The organism is Oleiharenicola lentus (assembly GCF_004118375.1).
Taxonomy (GTDB): Bacteria; Verrucomicrobiota; Verrucomicrobiia; order Opitutales; family Opitutaceae; genus Lacunisphaera; species Lacunisphaera lenta.
Genome location: NZ_SDHX01000001.1, coordinates 1,696,924 through 1,716,851 on the forward strand (window position 1 = coordinate 1,696,924; position 19,928 = coordinate 1,716,851).

General features: G+C 66.4%; 18 protein-coding genes. 6 read left to right on the forward strand and 12 right to left on the reverse strand.

The window, feature by feature from the left end:
• Positions 1-8 precede the first annotated feature (8 nt).
• The 10 genes from ESB00_RS07045 to uppS all read right to left on the reverse strand — a co-directional run bounded on the left by ESB00_RS07045 (position 9) and on the right by uppS (position 9,454).
• On the reverse strand, positions 9-503 hold the full coding sequence (locus ESB00_RS07045; protein ID WP_129047003.1) for a YqcC family protein: 495 nt from the start codon (positions 501-503) through the stop codon (positions 9-11).
• On the reverse strand, positions 496-882 hold the full coding sequence (locus ESB00_RS07050) for a hypothetical protein (RefSeq protein ID WP_129047004.1): 387 nt from the start codon (positions 880-882) through the stop codon (positions 496-498). Before ESB00_RS07050 ends, ESB00_RS07045 begins: the two co-directional genes overlap by 8 nt.
• Before the next feature lie 77 nt (positions 883-959).
• The gene (locus ESB00_RS07055; RefSeq protein ID WP_129047005.1) at positions 960-1,340 is read right to left on the reverse strand and encodes a hypothetical protein; all 381 of its coding nucleotides are present in this window, start codon (positions 1,338-1,340) and stop codon (positions 960-962) included.
• A 176-nt stretch (positions 1,341-1,516) separates the two neighbouring features.
• On the reverse strand, positions 1,517-1,960 hold the full coding sequence (locus ESB00_RS07060) for a hypothetical protein (RefSeq protein WP_129047006.1): 444 nt from the start codon (positions 1,958-1,960) through the stop codon (positions 1,517-1,519).
• Between the two features lie 200 nt (positions 1,961-2,160).
• The gene (locus ESB00_RS07065) at positions 2,161-2,748 is read right to left on the reverse strand and encodes an RNA polymerase sigma factor (protein ID WP_129047007.1); all 588 of its coding nucleotides are present in this window, start codon (positions 2,746-2,748) and stop codon (positions 2,161-2,163) included.
• A gap of 171 nt (positions 2,749-2,919) precedes the next feature.
• Complete coding sequence (ispG, locus tag ESB00_RS07070) at positions 2,920-4,965, reverse strand: (E)-4-hydroxy-3-methylbut-2-enyl-diphosphate synthase (RefSeq protein WP_129047008.1); 2,046 nt, start codon at positions 4,963-4,965, stop codon at positions 2,920-2,922.
• Positions 4,966-5,062: 97 nt separating this feature from the next.
• The gene (gene rseP / locus ESB00_RS07075) at positions 5,063-6,481 is read right to left on the reverse strand and encodes an RIP metalloprotease RseP (protein ID WP_129047009.1); all 1,419 of its coding nucleotides are present in this window, start codon (positions 6,479-6,481) and stop codon (positions 5,063-5,065) included.
• 5 nt (positions 6,482-6,486) lie between these two features.
• A complete protein-coding gene (dxr, locus tag ESB00_RS07080) occupies positions 6,487-7,656 on the reverse strand; it encodes a 1-deoxy-D-xylulose-5-phosphate reductoisomerase (protein WP_246026422.1) in 1,170 nt (389 codons plus the stop codon).
• A 191-nt stretch (positions 7,657-7,847) separates the two neighbouring features.
• Positions 7,848-8,690, reverse strand: a complete 843-nt coding sequence (locus tag ESB00_RS07085; protein ID WP_129047011.1) for a phosphatidate cytidylyltransferase — start codon at positions 8,688-8,690, stop codon at positions 7,848-7,850.
• Between the two features lie 14 nt (positions 8,691-8,704).
• On the reverse strand, positions 8,705-9,454 hold the full coding sequence (uppS, locus tag ESB00_RS07090) for a polyprenyl diphosphate synthase (protein WP_129047012.1): 750 nt from the start codon (positions 9,452-9,454) through the stop codon (positions 8,705-8,707).
• Between the two features lie 68 nt (positions 9,455-9,522).
• On the opposite strand from uppS, the gene ESB00_RS07095 reads away from it, so the two are divergent.
• A complete protein-coding gene (locus ESB00_RS07095) occupies positions 9,523-9,810 on the forward strand; it encodes a 4a-hydroxytetrahydrobiopterin dehydratase (RefSeq protein ID WP_129047013.1) in 288 nt (95 codons plus the stop codon).
• 76 nt (positions 9,811-9,886) lie between these two features.
• On the opposite strand, the gene ESB00_RS07100 is transcribed toward ESB00_RS07095, so the two are convergent.
• Positions 9,887-10,720: a purine-nucleoside phosphorylase gene (locus ESB00_RS07100; RefSeq protein ID WP_129047014.1), complete on the reverse strand. Its 834-nt coding sequence runs from the start codon at positions 10,718-10,720 to the stop codon at positions 9,887-9,889.
• Positions 10,721-10,880: 160 nt separating this feature from the next.
• Here ESB00_RS07100 and ESB00_RS07105 point away from each other — a divergent pair, with 160 nt between their 5' ends.
• Positions 10,881-12,593 (forward strand): phospholipase D family protein, encoded by a 1,713-nt coding sequence (locus ESB00_RS07105; RefSeq protein WP_164976083.1) that lies wholly within the window; start codon positions 10,881-10,883, stop codon positions 12,591-12,593.
• Between the two features lie 45 nt (positions 12,594-12,638).
• Positions 12,639-13,532, forward strand: coding sequence for a phosphorylase family protein (locus tag ESB00_RS07110; protein WP_129047016.1), 894 nt, complete (start codon positions 12,639-12,641; stop codon positions 13,530-13,532).
• Positions 13,533-13,537: 5 nt separating this feature from the next.
• Here ESB00_RS07110 and ESB00_RS07115 read toward each other — a convergent pair whose 3' ends face one another.
• Positions 13,538-15,259, reverse strand: a complete 1,722-nt coding sequence (locus tag ESB00_RS07115) for a Na+/H+ antiporter (protein ID WP_129047017.1) — start codon at positions 15,257-15,259, stop codon at positions 13,538-13,540.
• 79 nt (positions 15,260-15,338) lie between these two features.
• Here ESB00_RS07115 and ESB00_RS07120 point away from each other — a divergent pair, with 79 nt between their 5' ends.
• The 3 genes from ESB00_RS07120 (at position 15,339) to ESB00_RS07130 (ending at position 19,927) form a co-directional block, all read left to right on the forward strand.
• Complete coding sequence (locus tag ESB00_RS07120) at positions 15,339-16,310, forward strand: AAA family ATPase (protein ID WP_129047018.1); 972 nt, start codon at positions 15,339-15,341, stop codon at positions 16,308-16,310.
• A gap of 139 nt (positions 16,311-16,449) precedes the next feature.
• Complete coding sequence (locus ESB00_RS07125) at positions 16,450-17,718, forward strand: DUF58 domain-containing protein (RefSeq protein WP_129047019.1); 1,269 nt, start codon at positions 16,450-16,452, stop codon at positions 17,716-17,718.
• Entirely contained in the window at positions 17,693-19,927 is a 2,235-nt protein-coding gene (locus ESB00_RS07130) for a transglutaminase TgpA family protein (RefSeq protein ID WP_164976084.1), read from the forward strand. The genes ESB00_RS07125 and ESB00_RS07130 overlap by 26 nt, the downstream gene beginning before the upstream one ends.
• Position 19,928 lies beyond the last annotated feature (1 nt).

Below are 19,928 nucleotides of genomic sequence, written 5' to 3' on the forward strand. Positions count from 1 at the left end.
CCGATCGATCAAGATGAGCCATGGCCGGGCGCTAGCCCGGCCATTGGCTCGGGCGGCTGGTTCGGCCCTCTTAATTCTTCGAGAGGCGGCAAAGCCTTCTCCAACTCGAAACAGAGATTCATCAACGGGTGAGCTTCGGGAATCTCGGAATGATAATCATACTGCCGCAATGCGGCCAGACCGACGCGATACTGGGGAATGGCCCTGAGGTCGCCCGCCTCAACTCCCCGACGGACTCCGGGGAGAAAGACGAACTGCAACCAAGCTGGATAGGAGATGCCGGAATAGATCTGCTTCGGATCGAGGGGTGGGCATTCGCCAACGGTCCAATATCCGATCCGCTTCATCTCGGCTTCGATTAGGTCGATCACGTCGAGGACCTTCTTGTAGTGCGCTGCCACCACTTCTTTTTTCTTTGAATCGAAGTCAGCAACGGGTGGGAACTTCTTTTGGAAGAGCGAGAACATCGATGTCTTTTCCGCCGAACGTTTCAGCTCAGACATGATCGGGAGCCTCGCTCCCGATCATTGTTTGTGGCGGTTGGTTGGGCGCTTTCTTTTGTGCCCCGGCTTTTAGCAAATCGATCTTCTGGTCGAGCGTCAGATGGTCGTAACGCTTGTCCCTTGCAGCCTCGGTTTCCTCGCGTCGCTTCATTTCTTTCTTTCCGGACGAGTGTAGCAATTCGGCGAAAAACCAGAGGACGGAAGCGGCCGCCAGATATGGCCAAAAAGGGATTGCGAAAAGCCAACCCTCGGGCGTCCTGAGCCAAGACATCCAAATCCTATCGTGATCCTTCGAATCGAGATGCGCCTTCTTGAAGGCGACGCGAAAGCCGAAAAATGTCAGCACGCCAGTAAGAAGATATGCGGTCAGCAATAGCATCGGTTCTTTGCCCAACGTCTCAGATGAGCCATGCGGGCCGGCGCGGAGCGCTGGTCCGCATTGGCTCTGGCTGATGGTTAGCCCTTCTTTTCATGAGTGAGTAAAAGGTCGAATGCTTGGTCGAGAGTCTCGCCCGCAGCCACCGATAGAAGATCTTCTGTTTGGCCGCTAGGCAACACGCCACCGACGATGAAGTCTCGGCCAAACTCGGCCGAGAGACTCTGGAAAAACAAGAGGAGGTCCTTCTTCTCTGTGTCCGACAGCGTCTCAAACTCGAAATTCACTCCCAAATCCCAATCGGGCCAATCGGCCGATTCTTCCTTTCTTTCTTCGCGCTGATCCACAACGCGCACTCGACCGCCATAGGGGGCGATGAACGCTTCAATGCGAGCCCGCAATACCGCCGCGATATCATCGAGATCGGAACCGTCGGCGTAGATGTAGAACGTCTCGATCACTTTCGGTGGCTAACAGTGTTATTCGGCTTCAGTGAAAAGCGTAAGTTGCCGGGGTTTCATGTGGGGATGATTGCGACCTAAGTCCCTTGGCCTCAAGACTCGGTTTCTGAACTTACGCTTTCCGCGCTGATCTGAATCTCGGGCAAAAGCGTAAGTTTGGCGACGGGACTCCCTGGTCAGCGTCCGACCAAAATCACCGCATACACCTCGCCCTTGTTGCCGGTGGCGGGGCCGCCAAGGACGGCGGGGACGCCGGGGCGGAGGACGAGGCCGGTGTTCATCAGCGTCCGGCCACCGGCGGTCCAACGGACCTTCACGTGGACGGATTTGCCGTCGCTCTGCTCGGTCTCGAGGGCGAGCTGGTGGCCGTCGCCGACGTTGAGGCTGCCGCTGGCGGGAACTTCGAGGCTGGTGCGGTCGGAGCCGACGTGGCGGAAGGTCTCGAAGCGGAGGATGCGGCGGAGCGTGGCCTCGTAGGGCGCGAGGCGGCGGTCGGTCGAGCCTGCCTCGTTGGAGGCGGTGATGAGGATGCCCTCGATCGTGGCGCGCTCAGCCCGGGCGGTGCCGAGGAGGACGGTGCAAGCGGCGAGCAGCAGGGCGAGGCGGAGGATGGTTTTCATGGGGAGGGCTGCTGAGGAGATGTTAACCACGAAACACAAGAAATACACGAAAAGAGTTTGGAAGGAGGTAGCAGGGGAAGTCGTTCGGACCACGCTTTCATCCCGCGTTCGCGGGACTCAAGCGCGGCTACTTGATTGGGGCACAGGACAGACAGGTCATTTCGTGTGTTTGGTGTGTTTCGTGGTGACCAAGTTCGCGGTTATTCGTGATTGGCGGGCGGACCGAGTTTCTCGGCGAGGAGTTTGCGGGCGTGGAAGAGGCGGGACATGACGGTGCCGGTGGGGACGCCGGTGGCGGTGGCGATTTCCTCGTAGCTGAGGCCCTCCAGTTCACGCAGGGCGAGGACGACGCGCTGCTTCGGTGGCAGGGCGGCGATGGCGGCGCGGACGCGCTCCACGGTCTCGTTGCCCTCGTGGAGTGAGCGGGCGTCGTCGGTCGTGGCGGGCTCGGGGACCTCGACGGCGTTGTCGTCGCCCGTGTTGAAGGGCAGGAAGCGGTCGAACCAGCGGCGGCGCTTGCGGAGGTGGTCCAGGGCCTTGCGGGTGACGATCGGGTGCAGCCAGGTGGTGAAACGGGCGTCGCCGCGGAAGGTGCCGAGGTTCTTCCAAACGGTGAGCCAGACTTCCTGGGCGATGTCGCGGGCATCGGCCTCGCGGTGGACGATGGCGTAGGCGAGCCGGAAGGTGCGCTCGTGGTAGGTGCGCATGATGACGCCGAAGGCGGCCTGGTCGCCCCCTTGCGCGCGGTGCAGGAGGTCGGGATCAAGTTCTGGAGTCGGGTCGCTCAAGCGGGATTAGCCACGGAATACACAGAGAACACGGAAGCCAAGACAGGGTTGGATGAGGTCACCAGCAAAGACACGATTCCCACGAAAAGGATGCAGCCAAGATGAGGTGGCTGCCCAATGGCGCGCAGGGGGGCAATACTCGGTCCTAACCCAGGGCGTCCGCCCGGTTTGTCAGGCATTCGCCAGCTGGTGCGGCTCGGGATCCACCCACTTGCCGTGCTCGCGGATGAGGGCGATGAGGCGGGCGTCGGCCTCGGCCTGGGGGATGTTGTATTGGACGCAATTCTTACCGACGTAGAGGTTGATCTTGCCCGGGGCGCCGCCGACGTAGCCGAAATCGGCGTCGGCCATCTCGCCCGGGCCGTTCACGATGCAACCCATGATGGCGATCTTCACCCCCTTGAGGTGGCCGGTCTGCGCCCGGATGCGCTGCGTGGTCGTCTGCAGGTCGAAAAGCGTGCGGCCGCAGCTCGGGCAGGCGACGAACTCCGTCTTGGAGATGCGCGCGCCGGCGCCCTGGAGCACGTTGTAGGTGAGCTTGGTCGCGCGGGCCACGTCGGTCTCGGTCTCGATGCTGACGAGGTCACCCACGCCGTCGCAGAGCAGGCTGCCGGTGAGGAAACTGGCCTCGAGGAGCTTGGACAGGAAGCTGTTGTCGCCGCGCACGGCGGTGGCTGCGGTGTTGCGGATCCAGAGGGGGGCGCGGGAGCCGGCGGTTTTTAGGGCCTCGACCAGCTGGCGGTAGTCGCCGATGGCGTGACCAGCGGCGGCGGAAGAACTGAGCGTAAAGACGAGGCCGGCGTCGCCGGACGCGCGCAGCAGCGGTTCGAAAGCAGGCAAATCAACCGGAGCAATCTCGGCGGCGAGGAACTGGCCGTGGCGACGCACGAGATCGGTGAAGGCGGCGAAAGCCTCGGTGTCGGTGGCAGCGAATTTCCGCACGAGCATCATGCGTCCCTTCACCAGGGCCAGCAGCGGCTGGAGCACCTCGGGGGAGAGGCTGGGGGCGATTTCCAAGGCGAGGAAATCCACCGGTAGCGCGGTCTTGGCCGCGGTTTCGCAGAGCGTGGCAAGATCACCGGGCGTGGCGACGGGCACGAGCAGGCCCTCGGCGGGCGTGTCCTTGAGTTTGGGCGCGGCGAGCGCCTGCGCGGCTTCGGGCAGCTGGTCCAACGATGCAACGCGCACGATGACCCGTGGCGGCTGCTCGGGGCCGACCAGGCAGCGCTCGGAGAGCTTCAGCACCGCCGGCTCGCGGCGGGTGAAGTGATAGGGATCTATCGAGTCCGAAACCTGAGACCTGAAACCTGAAACCTGAGGATCTGATTCCCGCCACAGGCTCATCGCCTTGGCCGCGATTGCCTGCGCCACGGGGATTTCGTAAACCGAATCCTCGGTGAGCGACACGCGGATGGTGTCGCCGAGGCCGTCGAGCAGCAGTGAACCGATGCCAATGGCGCTCTTGATGCGGCCGTCCTCGCCGTCGCCGGCCTCGGTCACGCCGAGGTGGAGCGGGTAGTGCATGTCCTCCTGCGCCATGCGCGAAACGAGCAGGCGGTAGGCCTGGATCATGACCTTCGGGTTGCTCGACTTCATCGAGAGGATGATGTCGTGGTAGGAGTGCGACCGGGCGATGCGCAGAAACTCGAGGGCGCTCTCGACCATGCCGAGCGGCGTGTCGCCGTAGCGGTTCATGATGCGGTCGGACAACGAGCCGTGATTGGTGCCGATGCGCATGGCCCGGCCCAGCTCCTTGGCACGTTTCACGAGGGGCGAGAAGGCGTCGTGGATGCGCTGCAGTTCCTCGTCGTAGTCGGCGTCGGTGTATTCCTTGACCGCGAACTTCTTCTTGTCGGCGTAATTGCCGGGGTTGACGCGGATCTTCTCGACGTGCTCGACGGCCTCCATGGCGGCGGAGGGCAGGAAATGGATGTCGGCCACGAGCGGGATGTGGCCGAAGCCCGCGGCACTGAACTGCGCGCGGATGTCCTTGAGGCATTTCGCGGCCTGCACGTTGGGCGCGGTGATGCGGACGATCTCGCAGCCGACCTCGGCGAGGGCGATGGACTGTTTCACCGTGGCGGCGACGTCCTGCGTGTCGCTGGTCGTCATGGACTGGACGCGGACCGGGTGGTCGGCGCCGACGCCCACGCCGCCGACCTTCACCTCGACGGTGCGGCGGCGGACGGTCTGAAAACGGGAGGAGCAGTAGGACATGGGAGAGGTGAGAAGTTACAAGTAGCAGGTAACAAGGATCAAGATTCGGAACGGCCAGTTTCCGCCCACTCTTGATACATTGGTGACTTGATCCTTGTTACTTGCCGGCCGGCACCGGCTCCACCGGTTTGGCGGGGGCGCTCTTGGCGGGCGGGGCCTCGCTGCGGCCCTGGATGGCGCGGCGGATGTCGTTGTAGCTCACGTAAACGATCAGGCCGATGAGCAGGACGAAGCAGGCGGCGACAGCGTTTTGCATCCAGACCGGGTTGAGGGGTTTGCCGCGGAGCTTGGCCAGCGTGGCGAAGACGACGTGGCCGCCGTCGAGCACGGGGATGGGCAGCAGGTTGAAGATCGCCAGCGAGACATTGATCGCGATCAGGAAGGCGAGGGCGGGGATGATGCCGATGGTCGCGACCTGCTGGAGGTTGTCCACGATGCCGACGATGCCGCTCATGTGCCGCACGCCGATGTCGGACTGGCGGTTGAGCAGGCTGGAGAGCGTCTGGTAAACCTGGGTGAGGGCGTCGCCAATCTGCGCGAAGGGCGTCGGGTGCATGAGCACCGTCTCGATGCGCCAAGTGACGCCGATCAGGAAGAGGGTCTGGCCTTCAATCGTCTGAAGGCGCGGCTGGAGCGAGGCAGTCAGCTCTTTGCCGTCGCGTTGGATGAGCAGGGTGCTCGGTTCGTTGGACTTTTTCTGGAAGTGTTCGCGCAACTCGTCGCGACGGGCCAGCGGTTTGCCGTCCACGGCGATGATGCGGTCGCCGGCGCGGAGGCCGGCGAGCGCGGCCGGGGAGTCGGCGTTCACCTTGTCGATGACGAGGTCGGAGCGCGGCGCGAGGCCGACGGTGCGCAGGCCCTCGGTGCCGGTCAGCTCGGGATAAACCTGTTTGGTGAGCGTGGCGCCGGCGCGCTCGAGGGTTATTTCCATGACGCGGCGTCCGTCCGGGGCGATCTGGGAGCCGAGGATGATGGCCGTGATGAGGTCCTGAAAATTCGCGACCGGCTTGCCGTCGACCGAGCGGATGATGTCGCCCGGCTGGAGCCCGGCGGCGAAGGCCGGGCCGGGGACGGTCTTGCCGTCGGTCGTCACGACTTCCTTGGCCACCTCTCCGATCTCGGTGCGGTTGAACTCAGCGGGCACGTTCACGCCGACGGCCCAGACGATACAGCCGAGGGCGAGGGCGAAGAGGATGTTCGCGGCCGGGCCGGCGACCGCGACGATGACCTTGGAGAGGTAGCTCGCAGGCGGCAGGTTCTTGGCGGCCTCGGGCACGTCGCCCTCGAAATCGCCGAGGTCCGAGAGCTGCGGCACCATCACGTAGGCGCCGATAGGCAGCCAGCAGATGCAGTATTCCACGCCGCGCCACTTCCAGCTGACGATGGGCTTGCCGATGCCGAAGATCGAGAAACGCGGCACGACCATCCCGCGCCAGCGGGCCGCGAGGAAGTGCCCCAGCTCATGGATGAAGATCGAGAGGGTGACGAGACCGATGGCGAGGAGCAGTTGCAGCATGGGGATCAGGCGACCGTCGGGAGGTGCGCGGTGGCGGACGCACGAGCTTGCTGGTCCACGGCAATGACCTCGGCGAGGGACTTTGGTTCAACGGTCGGCATGCGGGACAGAGTATGCTCCGTCACGCGGGGAATCGCAAGAAAGGGGATGCGCCCGGCGAGGAAGGCCGCCACGGCGACCTCGTTGGCGGCGTTGAAGACCGCCGGGGCGGTGCCGCCGGCGCGCATGGCCTCGCGGGCCAGGCGCAGGCAGGGGTAGCGGGTCTCGTCGGCCGGCCGGAAATCGAGCGAGAACACCTTCTCCAGCGGCAGGGCGCTGTCCGTGCCCGCGGGCGCGCGGTCGGGCCAGAGCAGGGCGTGCTGGATGGGGAAAGTCATCGAGGGCGGGCACATCTGCGCCAGCATCGAGCCGTCGGTGAACTCGACGAGACAGTGGACGATGCTCTGCGCGTGGAGCACGGCCTGGCACTGCTCGGCGCGGAGGCCGAACAGCCACTGTGCCTCGATGAGTTCGAGGCCTTTGTTGGCCAGGGTGGCGGAGTCCACGGTGATCTTGGGGCCCATGGCCCAGTTGGGGTGCTTGAGGGCGTCGGCGACCGTGGCGGTGGCGAGTTTCTCCAGCGGCCAGTCGCGGAAGGCGCCGCCTGAGGCGGTGAGCACGAGCCGGCGGACGTCGCTGGAACGGTGGCCTTCCAGGCACTGGAAAACGGCGTTGTGTTCGCTGTCCACGGGGAGCAGGCGCACGCCGTTGGCCTGGGCGGCGGACATCACGAACTTGCCGGCCATCACGAGGATTTCCTTGGAGGCGAGGGCGATGGTTTTCTTCGCGGCGATGGCGGCGAGCGCGGGCTGCAGGCCGGCGGTGCCGACGACGGCAATGAGCACGGTATCGGCCTCGGGCAGGGCGGCGAGGGCGCTGAGGCCTTCGATCCCTCCATGAAATTGGGTGCCGGGTGGAAAGGAGGGATCGCTGCGGGCGGCTTTGAGCGCATCCGCGTCGTGCAAACCAACATGGCGCACGCCAAACTGTCTGGCGATTTCGGCGAGACGCGCGTGATTGCGTTGGGCGGCAATGCCCACGAGCTCCAGCCGGTCGCGGTGCGCGGCGATGACGCGGAGCGTGCTCTCGCCGATGGAGCCGGTGGCGCCGAGGAGGACGATGCGTTTTTTAGCCACGGGTTTCACGGCTGTGCCCGGTTGAGACATGTCATTCGTTTCGTGTCATTCTCAGCGCTGCGAAGAATCCAGCAGGCACCGGATACTATGTCCGTAGTCGCTGGATCCTTCGCTGCGCTCAGGATGACAGGCAGGGAGGACTGAGCGTCTTTATCCGTGTGCATCCGTGTAGTCCGTGGCGCCAGTCCGGTTCACTCCAGAAACAGGAACATGAAATACGCCACCGGCGCCGTCAGGATGAGGCTGTCGGTCAGGTCGAAGGCGCCGCCGATGCCGGGGATGAGCACGCCGGTGTCCTTGATGTCGGCGCGGCGTTTCAGGGCGGACTCGATGAGATCGGAGACAATCGTGATCAGGGCGATCGGCAGCGCCATCAGCGCGGCGACGAGCGGGGTGAGGGTGGGCGAGAGGTGTTCCGAGGCAAACCACGCGATGCCCGCGCCGATGCCCGCGGAGATGAGCACGCCACCGACGGCGCCTTCCCAGGTTTTTTTGGGGCTGATGTGGGGCGCCATCTTGTGTTTGCCGACGGCGAGGCCGGTGAGCAGCGCGCCGACGTCGCAGAACTTGGAAACCGCCACCGTCCACACGCAGAGGATGAGGTTGTCGCCCTCGTAGCCGGAGCGCATGAGGATCGCCACGAGGTAGTGCAGCATGAACGACACAAACAACAGGCCCATCATGGTGGCGGCGATGGCCTCGATGCGGCTGGTGGCGTCGCGCTCGCCGAGCACGCGCACGCAGCAGACGACCAACGCCAGCACGAGAAAGCCCGCGGGCAGGCTGGCGATCACGTCCGGCTCCTCGCTGAAGTAGGCCAGCACGTAGGGCGCGGGGACGATCAGCAGGTTGAACACCTGGCCCATGACGCGGAACGGCCGGCTGCCGAGCTTGGTCGTCATCGTGTAGAACTCGTGCAGCGTGAGCGCGGAGAGCACGGTGACGAGCGCGACGCCCGCGTGGGCGCCGAAGAACCACAGGCTGCCGATCAGGATGGTCCAGAGGACGAGGGTGCTGAAGATGCGTTTGGCCACGGGAAGGGGGTAAATTACTGGGGACCGGTGCGAAGCTGTTCGGTGGTGAGGCCGTAGCGGCGCTCGCGGCGGTTGAACTCGACCACCGCGGCCTCAAGGTCGGCCTTGCCGAAGTCCGGCCAGGCGATGGGCGTGAAGATCATCTCCGCGTAGGCCAGCTGCAGCATGAGAAAATTGCTGATGCGCTGCTCGCCCGAGGTGCGGATGAGCAGGTCGGGTTCGGGAATGTCCGCGACGCCGGTGTAGAGGTAGCGGCTGAACGACTCCCACGAGGATTCACCGGACTTTTCGCGTCCGGCTTGCACGGCGGCGGCGTAGTCGCGCGCGGCGTCGGCGACCTCGGTGCGGGAACCGTAGTTGAGCGCCAGCACGAGGGTCCACTCGGTGAAGTCCTTGGTGGCCTCCTTCACGCGGTTGAGTTCACGCTGGACGTTTTCGGGCAGTTCATGCGTGCGGCCGATGGTGAGCAGGCGCACGCGGTTCTTGATGAGGTTGTTAAGCTCGCGCTTCAGGAAGTAGTCGAGCAGGCCCATGAGACCGGAGACCTCCTCCGGCGGGCGTTTCCAGTTTTCGACGGAAAAGGCGTAAAGGGTGATGTAGCGGATGCCGATTTCGCGGGCGGCGTCCACCACGGTGCGGACGGTCTCGACCCCCCGGCGGTGACCTTCCAACCGGGGCAACCCACGCTGCTTCGCCCACCGGCCGTTGCCATCCATGATGATGGCGACGTGCTGCGGAATCTGGCCGGGCGAGGGTGACGACATGAGAGGCCGCGATTTAGGAAGCCGGAGGCAAGTTTGACAAGGTGCGATTGAGGGCGCTCTATCCGCTCATGGCCAAGCCGCTCAGCCCCGAAGAGATCTCATTCGCGCTGACCGCGCTGCCCGGCTGGCGGTTTGAAAACGATGCACTGGCGAAGGACTTTAAGTTTGGTTCCTTCCGCGCGGCGATGGCCTTCATGGTTCGGGTCGGTTTCGAGGCCGAGGCGGCCGACCATCATCCGGAGTGGACCAACGTCTATAACCGCGTGGCGATCCGCCTGAAAACGCATTCGGCCGGCGGCAAGGTCACGGGCAAGGACGTGGAGCTGGCGAAAGCGATCGAGAAGGTGGCGGGCTAGGCGCCGGTGGAACGCGTTGATCCCGACGCGTTTTTCCCGGCACAAGGCAAGCGCGTTGAGGAGCAACGCGCTCCACCTACAGCACCTTCACCGCGGCCAGCACCAGTTTCTCGAACGCGGCGGCGCCTTTGCCGGCGTTTTCGAGGGTGTGGGCGTGGGTGAGGCTTTCGGCGGAGAGGCCGGCGCCCATGTTGGTGATGCAGGAAACGCCGGCAACTTTCATGCCGCAGTGCCGGGCGAGCAGGCACTCGGGCACGCTCGACATGCCCACGGCGTCGCCGCCCCAACCCTGCGCCATGCGAATCTCCGCGGGCGTTTCGAAGGACGGACCGCGGAAGGCGACATAGACGCCCTCGTGCAGGGTGATGGCGTTGTCCTTGGCGACGTGCTTGAGCTTCGCGCGATGGCCCGGGTCCCAGGCGTCGGTCACCGAGAAGAAGCGCGGGCCGAAGGCGTCGTCGTTGGGTCCGACGAGCGGGTTGAGGCCGAGGAAATTGATGTGGTCGGTGATGAGCATCAGCTCGCTGACGCCGATGTGGGCGCGCAGGCTGCCGGCAGCGTTGGAGAGAAAGAGCGTCTCGACGCCGACGGCGCGCACCGCGCGGATCATGGTCTTCAGCGGGTAGGCGTCGTGGGTTTCGTAGAAATGCTTGCGGCCGCTGAGCACGATGACGGGCACGCCGCTGAGGGTGCCGAGGATGAGCTGGCCAACATGGCCGGCGACCGTGAGCTCGGGGAAGCCGGGCAGGTCGCGGTAGGGGAGGATCACCGGGCGCTCGACCAGCCGCGCCAGCCCGCCGAGGCCGGAACCGAGGATGAGGGCGAGCTTCGGGCGCAACCCGCCCAGCGCGGCGGTGATCTTGGCGGCGGAGAGGCGAACGTTTTCGGCGTGGGTCTGGGCGTCGGGCATGACGCGGAGCTTGGCGGAAAGTGCGGGCCACACAAGCCCGGGGGAGGCGGCATTCTCTGCCATGCCAGCGATACCACTTGCCTGTCATTCTGAGCGCAGCGAAGAATCCAGCGTGATGCCCGCCCGCGTGCGTAAATCTGGATTCTTCGCTGCGCTCAGAATGACAGCTGCGGTGCTTGCGCTGTTTACCGGGCAGCGTCTCGCGGCCGCCGACCTGCAAGTTCCCTTGGGAGAATCGCCGCTCGGGCCGGTGGTCACTGCCGCCTTGGCCGAGGCGGCGAAGCGTGGCACCACCCACCACAACCGCGTGGCCCTGGTGGAGGGCGGCTACGATGCGCTGCTCCTGCGCGTGCATCTCATCCGCCATGCGCAGAAGTCCATCGCGGTGCAGACCTTCATCTGGAGCGACGACGAGTGCGGCCGGCTCATCACCTACGAGCTCATCGAGGCGGCGAAGCGCGGCGTGAAGGTGCGTCTCATCGCCGACCACCTGTTCTCCGACCAGGACCCGGACACGGTGGCTTTCCTGGCGACGGCCCACCCCAACTTCGCGGTGCGGCACTACCGGCCGGCCGCCTCGCGCATCAAACCCACGCGACTGCAGCTGCTGCTCGCCGGGCTGAAGTCGTTCCACGCCGTGAACCAGCGCATGCACAACAAAATCATGCTCTTTGACGAGACGGTGCTCGTGACGGGCGGGCGCAACATCGAGAACAGCTATTTCGACCACGCCACCGGTCTCAACTACCGCGACCGCGACGTGCTGGCCATCGGTCCCGTGGCGCGGGCGGCGGCGGAATCGTTCGACGATTACTGGGGCTACCGGCATGTCGTGCCGAGCGGCGAGCTGCGCGACGTGGCGGAAGTGATCGCGCGCGGCGACTACCGGCGGTACCCGCGGCGCGAGGACTGGGATTTCGGCGGGCTGTTCGACGAACTCGACCGCGAGGCCAACGACCCCGCGCTGATCACCGCGCGGTTCGGCGCGAGCCTGCGACCCGTCGAGCGGGCGGTCTTCATCGCCGACCTGCCGGGCAAGGGGAAAGGCTTCTTCTCGACCAACGCCCGCATCACGCGCGAACTCCGCGGCATACTGGAGCAGGCGCGCCAGCGCATCACCATCCAGACGCCCTATCTCGTGCTGAGCGGTCCGGCGCAGAGCCTCATCGAGGAATTGCACGAGAAAAACCCGGGCCTGGTGATCCGGCTTTCGACCAACAGCTTTGCCTCCACCGACAACCTGCCGGCCTACTCGGCCAATTACCGTCTGCGCGGCGACTACATTGAGAAGCTTGGCCTCGAAGTGCACGAGTTCAAGCCGCAGCCGGCGGCGCGGGCGCGGCTGTTTCCCGGTTACGACCGCATGGCCGCCCGGGCGCGGCAGCTGGGCGGTCCCGCGGCCCCTGCGCCGTTTCTCTCGCTCCATGCCAAGTCGCTCGTCGTGGACGATCGCGTGGCCTTCGTCGGCTCCTACAACCTCGATCCCCGCTCGGAGAACCTGAACTGCGAGGCGGGTTTGCTTGTGGAGGATGCCGCCTTCGCCCAGGCCCTGCGCGCCGAGATCGACCGCGATCTGCGGCCGGAAAACAGCTGGGTCATCGCGCGGCGTCGCCTGCCGCTCGGCCTGGAGACGGTCAACGGACTCATCGACGGCGTGATGTCGCTCAGCCCGGTGGACCTGTGGCCGATCCAGAACACGTCCAGCTTCGAGCTGAAGCCCGGGATGGAGGAAGTGCCGCCCGGCCATCCGCGCTTCTACGAGCACCACCGCGACGTCGGCTCGTTCCCCGGCGCCGACGGCGCGCTGTCGAACAAGGAAATCCTCACCCGCCTCTACAAGGCCATCGGCACGCCGCTGACGCCGGTGCTGTAAATTCCGGCGCCCCGCGCATGGCACCGTTCGTGCTCGGGTACCGGCATGAAACTTCTCCCGTTTGCCTTGCTGCTCGGCAGCGCGTTGCTGGCCGGTGCGGCCGATCTGCCGAAAGCCCGGATCGCCGTCGTCGGCGGCACCTACCTCAATGACATCCTGATGGACTCGGGCTGGCTCAAGTCTCAGTTCACCGTCGAGACCAAGGTCGGGCGCTCCCCCGTGATCCATTACGGCGAGGTGGACGGCGTGCCCTTCTACTACGTGGACGGCCACGGCGGCGGCAAGTGGCTCGAAACGTGGGCGGCGCTCTATGACCTGGGCGTCAAGGAGGCGATTGGCGGAGCCACGGCCGGCGGCATCAATCTCGCGATGAAGACGCGCGACTTTGTCGTTCCGCACGACCTGATCGATTTCAACACGGACCGGCCGAAGATGATTCCGCCCGGCACGCTCAAGGATGAGGGTTTCGTGCTGGCGCGCCTGACGCCGGCGGTGGATCCGCTCATCCACCGGATCCTCGTTGAGGAGTCGCGGGCGGTGCTGCGGCCCGACCGGAGCTTTGACGACATCAACATTCACGAAAAGGCCGTCGTCGTGCAGGCGGCGGGCGGCCGCTTTGAGACCGCGGCGGAGATCGCCTATTTCAAGCAGATCGGCGGCGATGTGGTCACGATGAACGTCGGCACCGAGATTTCCTACGCCCGGCAGGCGGGCATCAATTACGCCTGTCTCGTCATCGTCTCCAACCCGGCGGAAGGCATCGCGCCGTGGGGCTGGGATTCGCTCACGGGCGTCTATCAGAAGCTCAATCCCGCCGCGCTGGCCATCGTGCGCCGCGCCTTGCCCCGCCTCGCGAAGCTGCCGGTCGAAGGCCGCGTGGGCGACGCCCTGCGCGTGCATCCGGAGATGACCGCCAAACCGCAGAAGCCAGGCGACTGACCCCGCTACTCCGCAGGCTTGCTGTCCTGCGCGCTCAGCAAGGATTCCTCGTGGTCCAGCAGGTGCTGCAGCGGCCGGTGCGTCTCGTCGGTGATGACGTTGCGCCTCCACAGGTCGTCGAGGGCCGTGCGCTCAGCCCGGAGGGCGGACAGACGATGGTGGCGGGCGGATGTCCGGCGGCGTTGGGCGCTGGCCTGGGTCTCGCCAAAGGTGGTCAGCTCCGCCATCCGGTGCTCGTATTCGCTGATGATCTCGCGGAGGCTGGCCATCTCCTCGGGCTGGTGCGCGGCATGCGCGGCGGCGCGCAACTGTTTCAGGCCGGCTTCCACCGCGGTGATACGCGCGCTCCGGTCCTCGTTCACCTGCGTGTCGTCGGGCCGCACCCGCAAACGGCAGATGAGCGCTTCCAGCGTCGTGCCTTGGAGCAGCAGGGTGACGACGATCACACCGGCCGAAAGGAAGATCACGAGGTCGCGCCCGGGAAACGGCGAGCCGTCGGCCAAGACCTCGGGAATCGAGAGGGCGGCGGCGAGGGTGATGGTGCCGCGCATGCCGGCCCAGCCGGCCACGACGAGCCAAGTCAGAGGCGGGCGTGGTTCGTTCCGCAGGGCCCGGCGGAAAATCAGGAACGGCGCGTAGCCGCCCGGGCACATCCAGACGAGGCGGGTGAGGATGGCGGTGCCGGAGATGGCCGCGGTGAACAACGCGAGCTGGCCCGGCGAGTAGGTGGCGCTGATGGACTGCAGGATCGACGGCAGCTGCAGACCGAGCAGCACAAAGGCCAGGCCGTTGAGCCAGAACAGGACGGTGCTCCAGACGTTCCACGTCGTCTGGCGGGTGAGCGGGTCCATGCGCAGGGGATCGCGCCAGCCGGCGTAGAGGCCGGCGGCCACGACCGCGAGGATGCTGGAGAGGTCCAGGGCTGTCGCCGCGAGGTAGGCGGCGTAGGGCGTGAGCAGCGAGATGGTGGTCTCGAGCAGGGCATCGGCGCCGTGGATGCGCAGCAGCAGGTCGCGGAGTTTGCCGACCAGCCAGCTGACCGCGAGGCCGAGGGCCAGGCCGCCGACGGCCAGCACGAGAAAGTCCATCGTTGCGGTGCGCAGGGAAAAGGAACCCACGGCCACGGCCCCGAGCGCGAACTTGAAGGCTACGAGGCCCGTCGCGTCGTTCATCAGGCTTTCGCCGTTGAGGACGGCGGTGAGCCGGGGTGGAACTTTCAGCCGTTGCGTGATCGCGCCGACGGCGACGGCATCGGTGGGCGAGACCACGGCGCCGAGCGCGAAGGCCATGGCGAGGGGCAGACCGGGCACGAGCCAGTGTGCGACCCATCCGACCGCCAGCGTGGTGAATACGACCAATCCCGTGGCCAGGGTGAAGATGGGCCGCTTGGCCGCCCAGAAATCCCGCAGCGGCATCAGCCACCCGTCGGAAAAAAGCAACGGCGGCACGAAGCAGAGGAAGAAGAAGCCGGGATCGAGTTCGATCCGCGGAAAGGGCGTCCAGAAGTCAACGAGACCGGCCCCCACCACGTAGGTGATCGGCAGCGGCCAGGGCAGGTGGCGGCCGAGGACGCTCAATGCGGCGAGCAGGAGAAGCAGCAGCAGGGCGTTTTCAAATCCGGTCACGCGCGCGAAGCTGGCCGGCTTTGCGGCCAAGGGGAAGCGCGGAGTGGGCGTGTTGTTGTAGCGGCGGTCTATGCTCGCCGTCGCCCGGGACACGGCGGTCACAGACCGCCGCTACAGGGGACGGTCAAGGCGCTGCCGCAATTCCGTTTGCGCGGGACGGGTCCGCAAGTAGCGTGCCCGCATGAGTGATTTTGCTCCCGCCGCCGAAGTCGCGGCCGTTCGCGACGCCCTGGCCCGCCTCAAGGCCAACATGCGCCACACCATCAAGGGCAAGGACGAGGTCATCGACCAGGCCCTGGTCTGCCTGCTGGCCGGCGGGCACCTGCTGATCGAGGACCTGCCGGGCGTGGGCAAGACCACGCTCGCCTACTCGCTCGCGCGCTCCATGGACTGCGCGTTCTCGCGCATCCAGTTCACCAGCGACCTGCTGCCGACGGACGTGACCGGCGTCTCCATCTACGACGAGAACATGAAGGAGTTCGTGTTCAAGCAGGGCCCGGTCTTCGCCAATGTCGTGCTGGCCGACGAGATCAACCGCGCCACGCCCAAGACCCAGTCGGCGCTGCTCGAGGTGATGGACCGCAGCAAGGTCACGGTGGACGGCGAGGCGCACGCGGTGGGCAGCCCCTTCATGGTGGTGGCCACGCAGAACCCGGTGGACTACGAGGGCACGTTCCCGCTGCCGGAGAGCCAGATGGACCGCTTTCTCATGCGCCTGCAGATGGGTTACCCGCAGCCCGGCGATGAGCTGCAGATCCTGCGCACGCCCAAGCTCGGCTACGACGCCATCGCGCTCAACCCGGTCGTCACCCGCTCCGACGTGCTCAAGATGCAGGCGCTGGCCGGCAAGGTCTTCGTCGAGGACAGCGTGCTCGACTACATCCTCAAAATCATCACCGCGACGCGCACGGAGGCGGAGTTCAAGGCCGGCGTGAGCGTGCGCGGCGGTCTGGCGTTGCGCATCGCGGCGCAGGCCCGGGCGCTGCTGCTGGGCCGCGACTTCGTGATCCCCGAGGACATCCAGGAGTCGGCCGGCCCCGTGCTGGCGCACCGCCTTTCGCTGGCGCGGCAGACTTCGGATGCGATGGAGGAGCGGCGCACGGTGCTGGCCTCGTTGCGACGCATCATTTCCTCCATCCCGGTTCCCGAGTGACGGGGAAAGGGCCAAACGCCAAAGAATCCCTGGCAAACCCTCACCACCGTCATCCTGAACGAAGTGAAGGATCCCGGAAATCAGCGAAACGGAAAGAAGCCTGGATTCTTCGCTCTGCTCAGAATGACACGCTGATGACATGATGAACTCGACTGCGAGTATCAACCCGCCGACGAGCGCTGACTGGCACGGCCCCGGCGCGACGGGTGGCCCGCGCCGGGCGCTGACGTGGCACCGGGTGTTGTGGACCCTCGTGTTCCCGAAGAAGCGGCATCGCATCGCGCTGACGGTGCCCGGGCTTTTCCTGATGGCCCTGGCCATGGGCATCGGCACCGCGGCCTACAACACCGCCAGCAACATTCTCTTCATCACGCTCTCACTGCTGCTCGCCTGCCTCCTGTTGAGCGGCCTGCTCTCGTGGTTCAACTTCATGGACCTGAGCTGGCGGCTGCGTCCGCAGGGACCCTGGCGGGCCGGGCACGAGACGATCGTGACGGTTGAGGTGCGCAACACCAAGCGCTGGCTGCCCACCTACAGCCTCTGGTTCGAACTCGCCACGCAACCCCGCCGCATCCCCGAACCGGAGCCGGCCGGGCGGGAACTGAAGATGAGCGAGATCCTGGCGGCGGCGGAAAAGCACATCACGCGCGGGCGCGTCCACCTGCGCGAGCGCATCGAGGCGGGCGGGGAGGCGGTGCTGGAGTGGGTGGTCAAGCCCGCCCGGCGCGGCGAGGCGGTGGTGGAACTGGCCTCGGTCGGATCGCTTTTCCCCTTTGGATTTCTGCGCAAAAACCTCGGCACCGAGGCGGCCCAGCCGGTGCTGGTCTGGCCGGCGCAGGTGGAATACGAGTGGAGCGGCAGCACGGCCGCGCAGACCGGCACCCAGGGGCAGCGCACCGCCCGCGCGGGCCCGGGCGACGACCTGCTGGCGTTGCGCAAATACCAGCTGGGCGACTCACACCGGCTCATCCACTGGAAGGCGAGCGCGCGGCTCGGGCAGATGATGGTGCGGCAGTTTGCCGCGGAGAGCCACGACGGCTTTGTGCTGAGCGTGGATGCCTCGGCCGACCTCTGGCCACGGCCGGAGCAGTTCGAACTGCTGTGCAGCCTGGCCGGCACCCTGGCGGAGGATTTGTTCGCCGCCGGCCGGCTGAAAGCCGTGGGTCTCGCCGGCGCGCCCTGGCACGAGACGCGCCGGCTGCGCGACGTCGAGGCCTGGCTCGACGATCTGGCCCGGCTGGAGTTCGGCGCCCGGGGAGGCGGTGGGCCCGCCCTCCGTGGAAAGGACACGTTGCGGGGTGGGGGCAACCCGCCGCCAAACAACACCCACAACCTCATCACCTTCGCGCCCGATGGCGCGCGCGGGGTGGCTGCCTTCATCAATGGCCGCAAAACCGCGTCAGCTTAACCTGGACGAACTCCTGCGCCTGAAGTGGCTCCTCGGCGGAGTCACGGCCCTGGTGTCGGTGTGGACGGTGTTCTTCCTCGACATCGAGGCGCTGGGGCTCGTCGCGGTCGTGAGTGCGGCGATCGCGGCGGTGCTGGTCCGTCCCGGTTGGCCGGCGAGGATCCCGGCGCTGGCGTGGCGGCTGGCGGTGCCGGCGATCATCGTCAGCTTCGTGGTGGACCTGTATTTCAGCCCCGACACGCTGCCGGCGCTCATCCGGCTGGGCATCCTGCTGGTGCTCTACCGGGCGGTGGCGCACCGGCGCAAGCGCGAGGACCTCCAGCTCCTCGTGCTGGGCCTGTTTCTCATCATCGTCGCGGGCGTGCTCACGGTGGCCGTGGAATTCGCGTTCCTGCTGCTGGTGTTCACCGCCTGCGCGCTCGGCTTCCTTTTTGTGATCAACCTGGTGGACGCCTCCGGCACCGGCGCGGTGCGCACGGCGGAGGCGGAAACGGCGTGGACGCGCCTCGGGACGCGGCGCTTTTTCGGCCGGTTGCGGGAGGTGGCGGACTGGCGGATGCTGGCCTTTGCCTCGGCGCTGTTCATCGCGGTGGTGGCGATGTCGGGGCTGATCTTCCTCGTTATCCCGCGCTTCGAGCTGGCGAGCGGATTTTTCCTCGACCGCTACATCACGCGCAAGACCCGCTCGGGTTTCACCGACACGGTGCGGTTCGGTGACGTGACCGAGCTGGTGAAGGACGACAGCATCGCGATGCGCGTGGACCTGACGGACGCGAGCAGCATCCGCGAGGAGCCCTACTGGCGGCTGGTGGTGCTGGATGAATACACGCCCGAGGGCTTCAAGGTTTCGCCCGGGCTCAAGAACGAGCTGCTGAACAGCGAGCGCATGGTGCAAAACCTGACGGGCCGCGGGTTCGGCCGGCGCGTGAACGAGGTGGGCGGGATCTGGACGGTTTACCTGGAGCCCGGAGTCAGCCGCTACCTGCCGCTGCCCGGCAGCTTCGGGTTCCTGCGCCTGCGCGACTTCACGCCGCTGCAGCAAAACGCGGCGCATCGCATCGTCGCCCTCCGCACGGAGCCGATGAAGATGACGGCGTTCCAGCTCGAGCGGGTGGAACTGGGCGACCAGGTGAACGACGCGCAGCTGCCGACCCTGCTCCGGCATACGGAACGGACCGAGGGCCAGGCGGGGCGGACGAGAGCCGACCCGCATTTGCTGCTCCGCGGTCCGGAAGGCGCGCAGAACGAGGCCGTGCTGCGGCGGATTGTGGGAGAAATCACCGGCGGGGCCGAACTCCCGGCCGCGGAGTTCGCCCGGCGGGCGACCGCCTGGCTGCGGGCGCGGCACGCCTATTCGTTGTCGGTGCGCATCCCGCCCGGGTCCGGCGACGACATTGTGCGCTGGATGGATTCCAACGAGCCCGGGTTCTGCGAGTATTTCGCCGCGGGCATCACCGTGCTGGCCCGCGCGGCCGGGCATCCCGCGCGCGTGGTGGCCGGTTTCCAAGGCGGAGCGCTCAACGCGTTTGAGAACTATTACATGGTGAAGAACTCCAACGCCCATGCCTGGGCGGAGATTCACGACGGACACAATTTCTGGCTGCGGGTGGACGCCACACCCGGGGGCGGGGCCGCGGCGGCGTTGCAGGCGCAGGTCGGGGCGCAGGAGGCGCTCGACGGCAGCTGGTCGGCCCGCATGGACAGCCTGCGCGTGCTCTGGTATCGGCGGATCGTCAACTTCGACTCGCGCCAGCAGGTGCAGATGATCGAGCAGGTGAAGAACCTCACGACCGGATCGGGCGTGGCGCTGCGCGCGTGGGTCGATGAGCTGGCGCGCACCGTGAAGGCCTGGCTGGCGCGGCCGTGGGATTTGGGCCGGCTGGCGCGACTCGGCCTGCTGCTGCTGGCGGTTGCGGCGCTCAGCTGGTTCGCGGCGCGCTTTTCGCTCTGGGCCTGGCGCCGCTGGCGGCACCGCGGCGATGGGGCCGGCTACGATCCGGTGCGGCGCACTGCGGGACGCTGGTTGGGCCGGCTGCGCCAGCCAACGGAGGCCGGAGACCGGAGGCCGGAGACCGGGGAAGTGGTGCGCGAACTGCAGCGGCTGCGTTACGGCCGCCGCGAGACCTGGCCGGAGCCGCGGGAGGTGTTCAAGCGGGCGCGGGCGGTGCGGCGGACGGCGCGGCGCGGACTCCGTTCCGCGCCGCGATGAC

What these genes read in the sequence shown, in the direction of transcription:
- ESB00_RS07045 (WP_129047003.1), bottom strand. Translation starts at nt 503, where the DNA reads ATGTCTGAGCTGAAACGTTCGGCGGAAAAGACATCGATGTTCTCGCTC.
- ESB00_RS07110 (WP_129047016.1), top strand. Translation starts at nt 12,639, where the DNA reads ATGAAACTTCTCCCGTTTGCCTTGCTGCTCGGCAGCGCGTTGCTGGCC.
- rseP (WP_129047009.1), bottom strand. Translation starts at nt 6,481, where the DNA reads ATGCTGCAACTGCTCCTCGCCATCGGTCTCGTCACCCTCTCGATCTTC.
- ESB00_RS07120 (WP_129047018.1), top strand. Translation starts at nt 15,339, where the DNA reads ATGAGTGATTTTGCTCCCGCCGCCGAAGTCGCGGCCGTTCGCGACGCC.
- ESB00_RS07060 (WP_129047006.1), bottom strand. Translation starts at nt 1,960, where the DNA reads ATGAAAACCATCCTCCGCCTCGCCCTGCTGCTCGCCGCTTGCACCGTC.
- ESB00_RS07100 (WP_129047014.1), bottom strand. Translation starts at nt 10,720, where the DNA reads ATGCCCGACGCCCAGACCCACGCCGAAAACGTTCGCCTCTCCGCCGCC.
- ESB00_RS07130 (WP_164976084.1), top strand. Translation starts at nt 17,693, where the DNA reads ATGGCCGCAAAACCGCGTCAGCTTAACCTGGACGAACTCCTGCGCCTG.
- ESB00_RS07095 (WP_129047013.1), top strand. Translation starts at nt 9,523, where the DNA reads ATGGCCAAGCCGCTCAGCCCCGAAGAGATCTCATTCGCGCTGACCGCG.
- ispG (WP_129047008.1), bottom strand. Translation starts at nt 4,965, where the DNA reads ATGTCCTACTGCTCCTCCCGTTTTCAGACCGTCCGCCGCCGCACCGTC.
- ESB00_RS07050 (WP_129047004.1), bottom strand. Translation starts at nt 882, where the DNA reads ATGCTATTGCTGACCGCATATCTTCTTACTGGCGTGCTGACATTTTTC.
- uppS (WP_129047012.1), bottom strand. Translation starts at nt 9,454, where the DNA reads ATGTCGTCACCCTCGCCCGGCCAGATTCCGCAGCACGTCGCCATCATC.
- ESB00_RS07125 (WP_129047019.1), top strand. Translation starts at nt 16,450, where the DNA reads ATGATGAACTCGACTGCGAGTATCAACCCGCCGACGAGCGCTGACTGG.
- ESB00_RS07105 (WP_164976083.1), top strand. Translation starts at nt 10,881, where the DNA reads ATGACAGCTGCGGTGCTTGCGCTGTTTACCGGGCAGCGTCTCGCGGCC.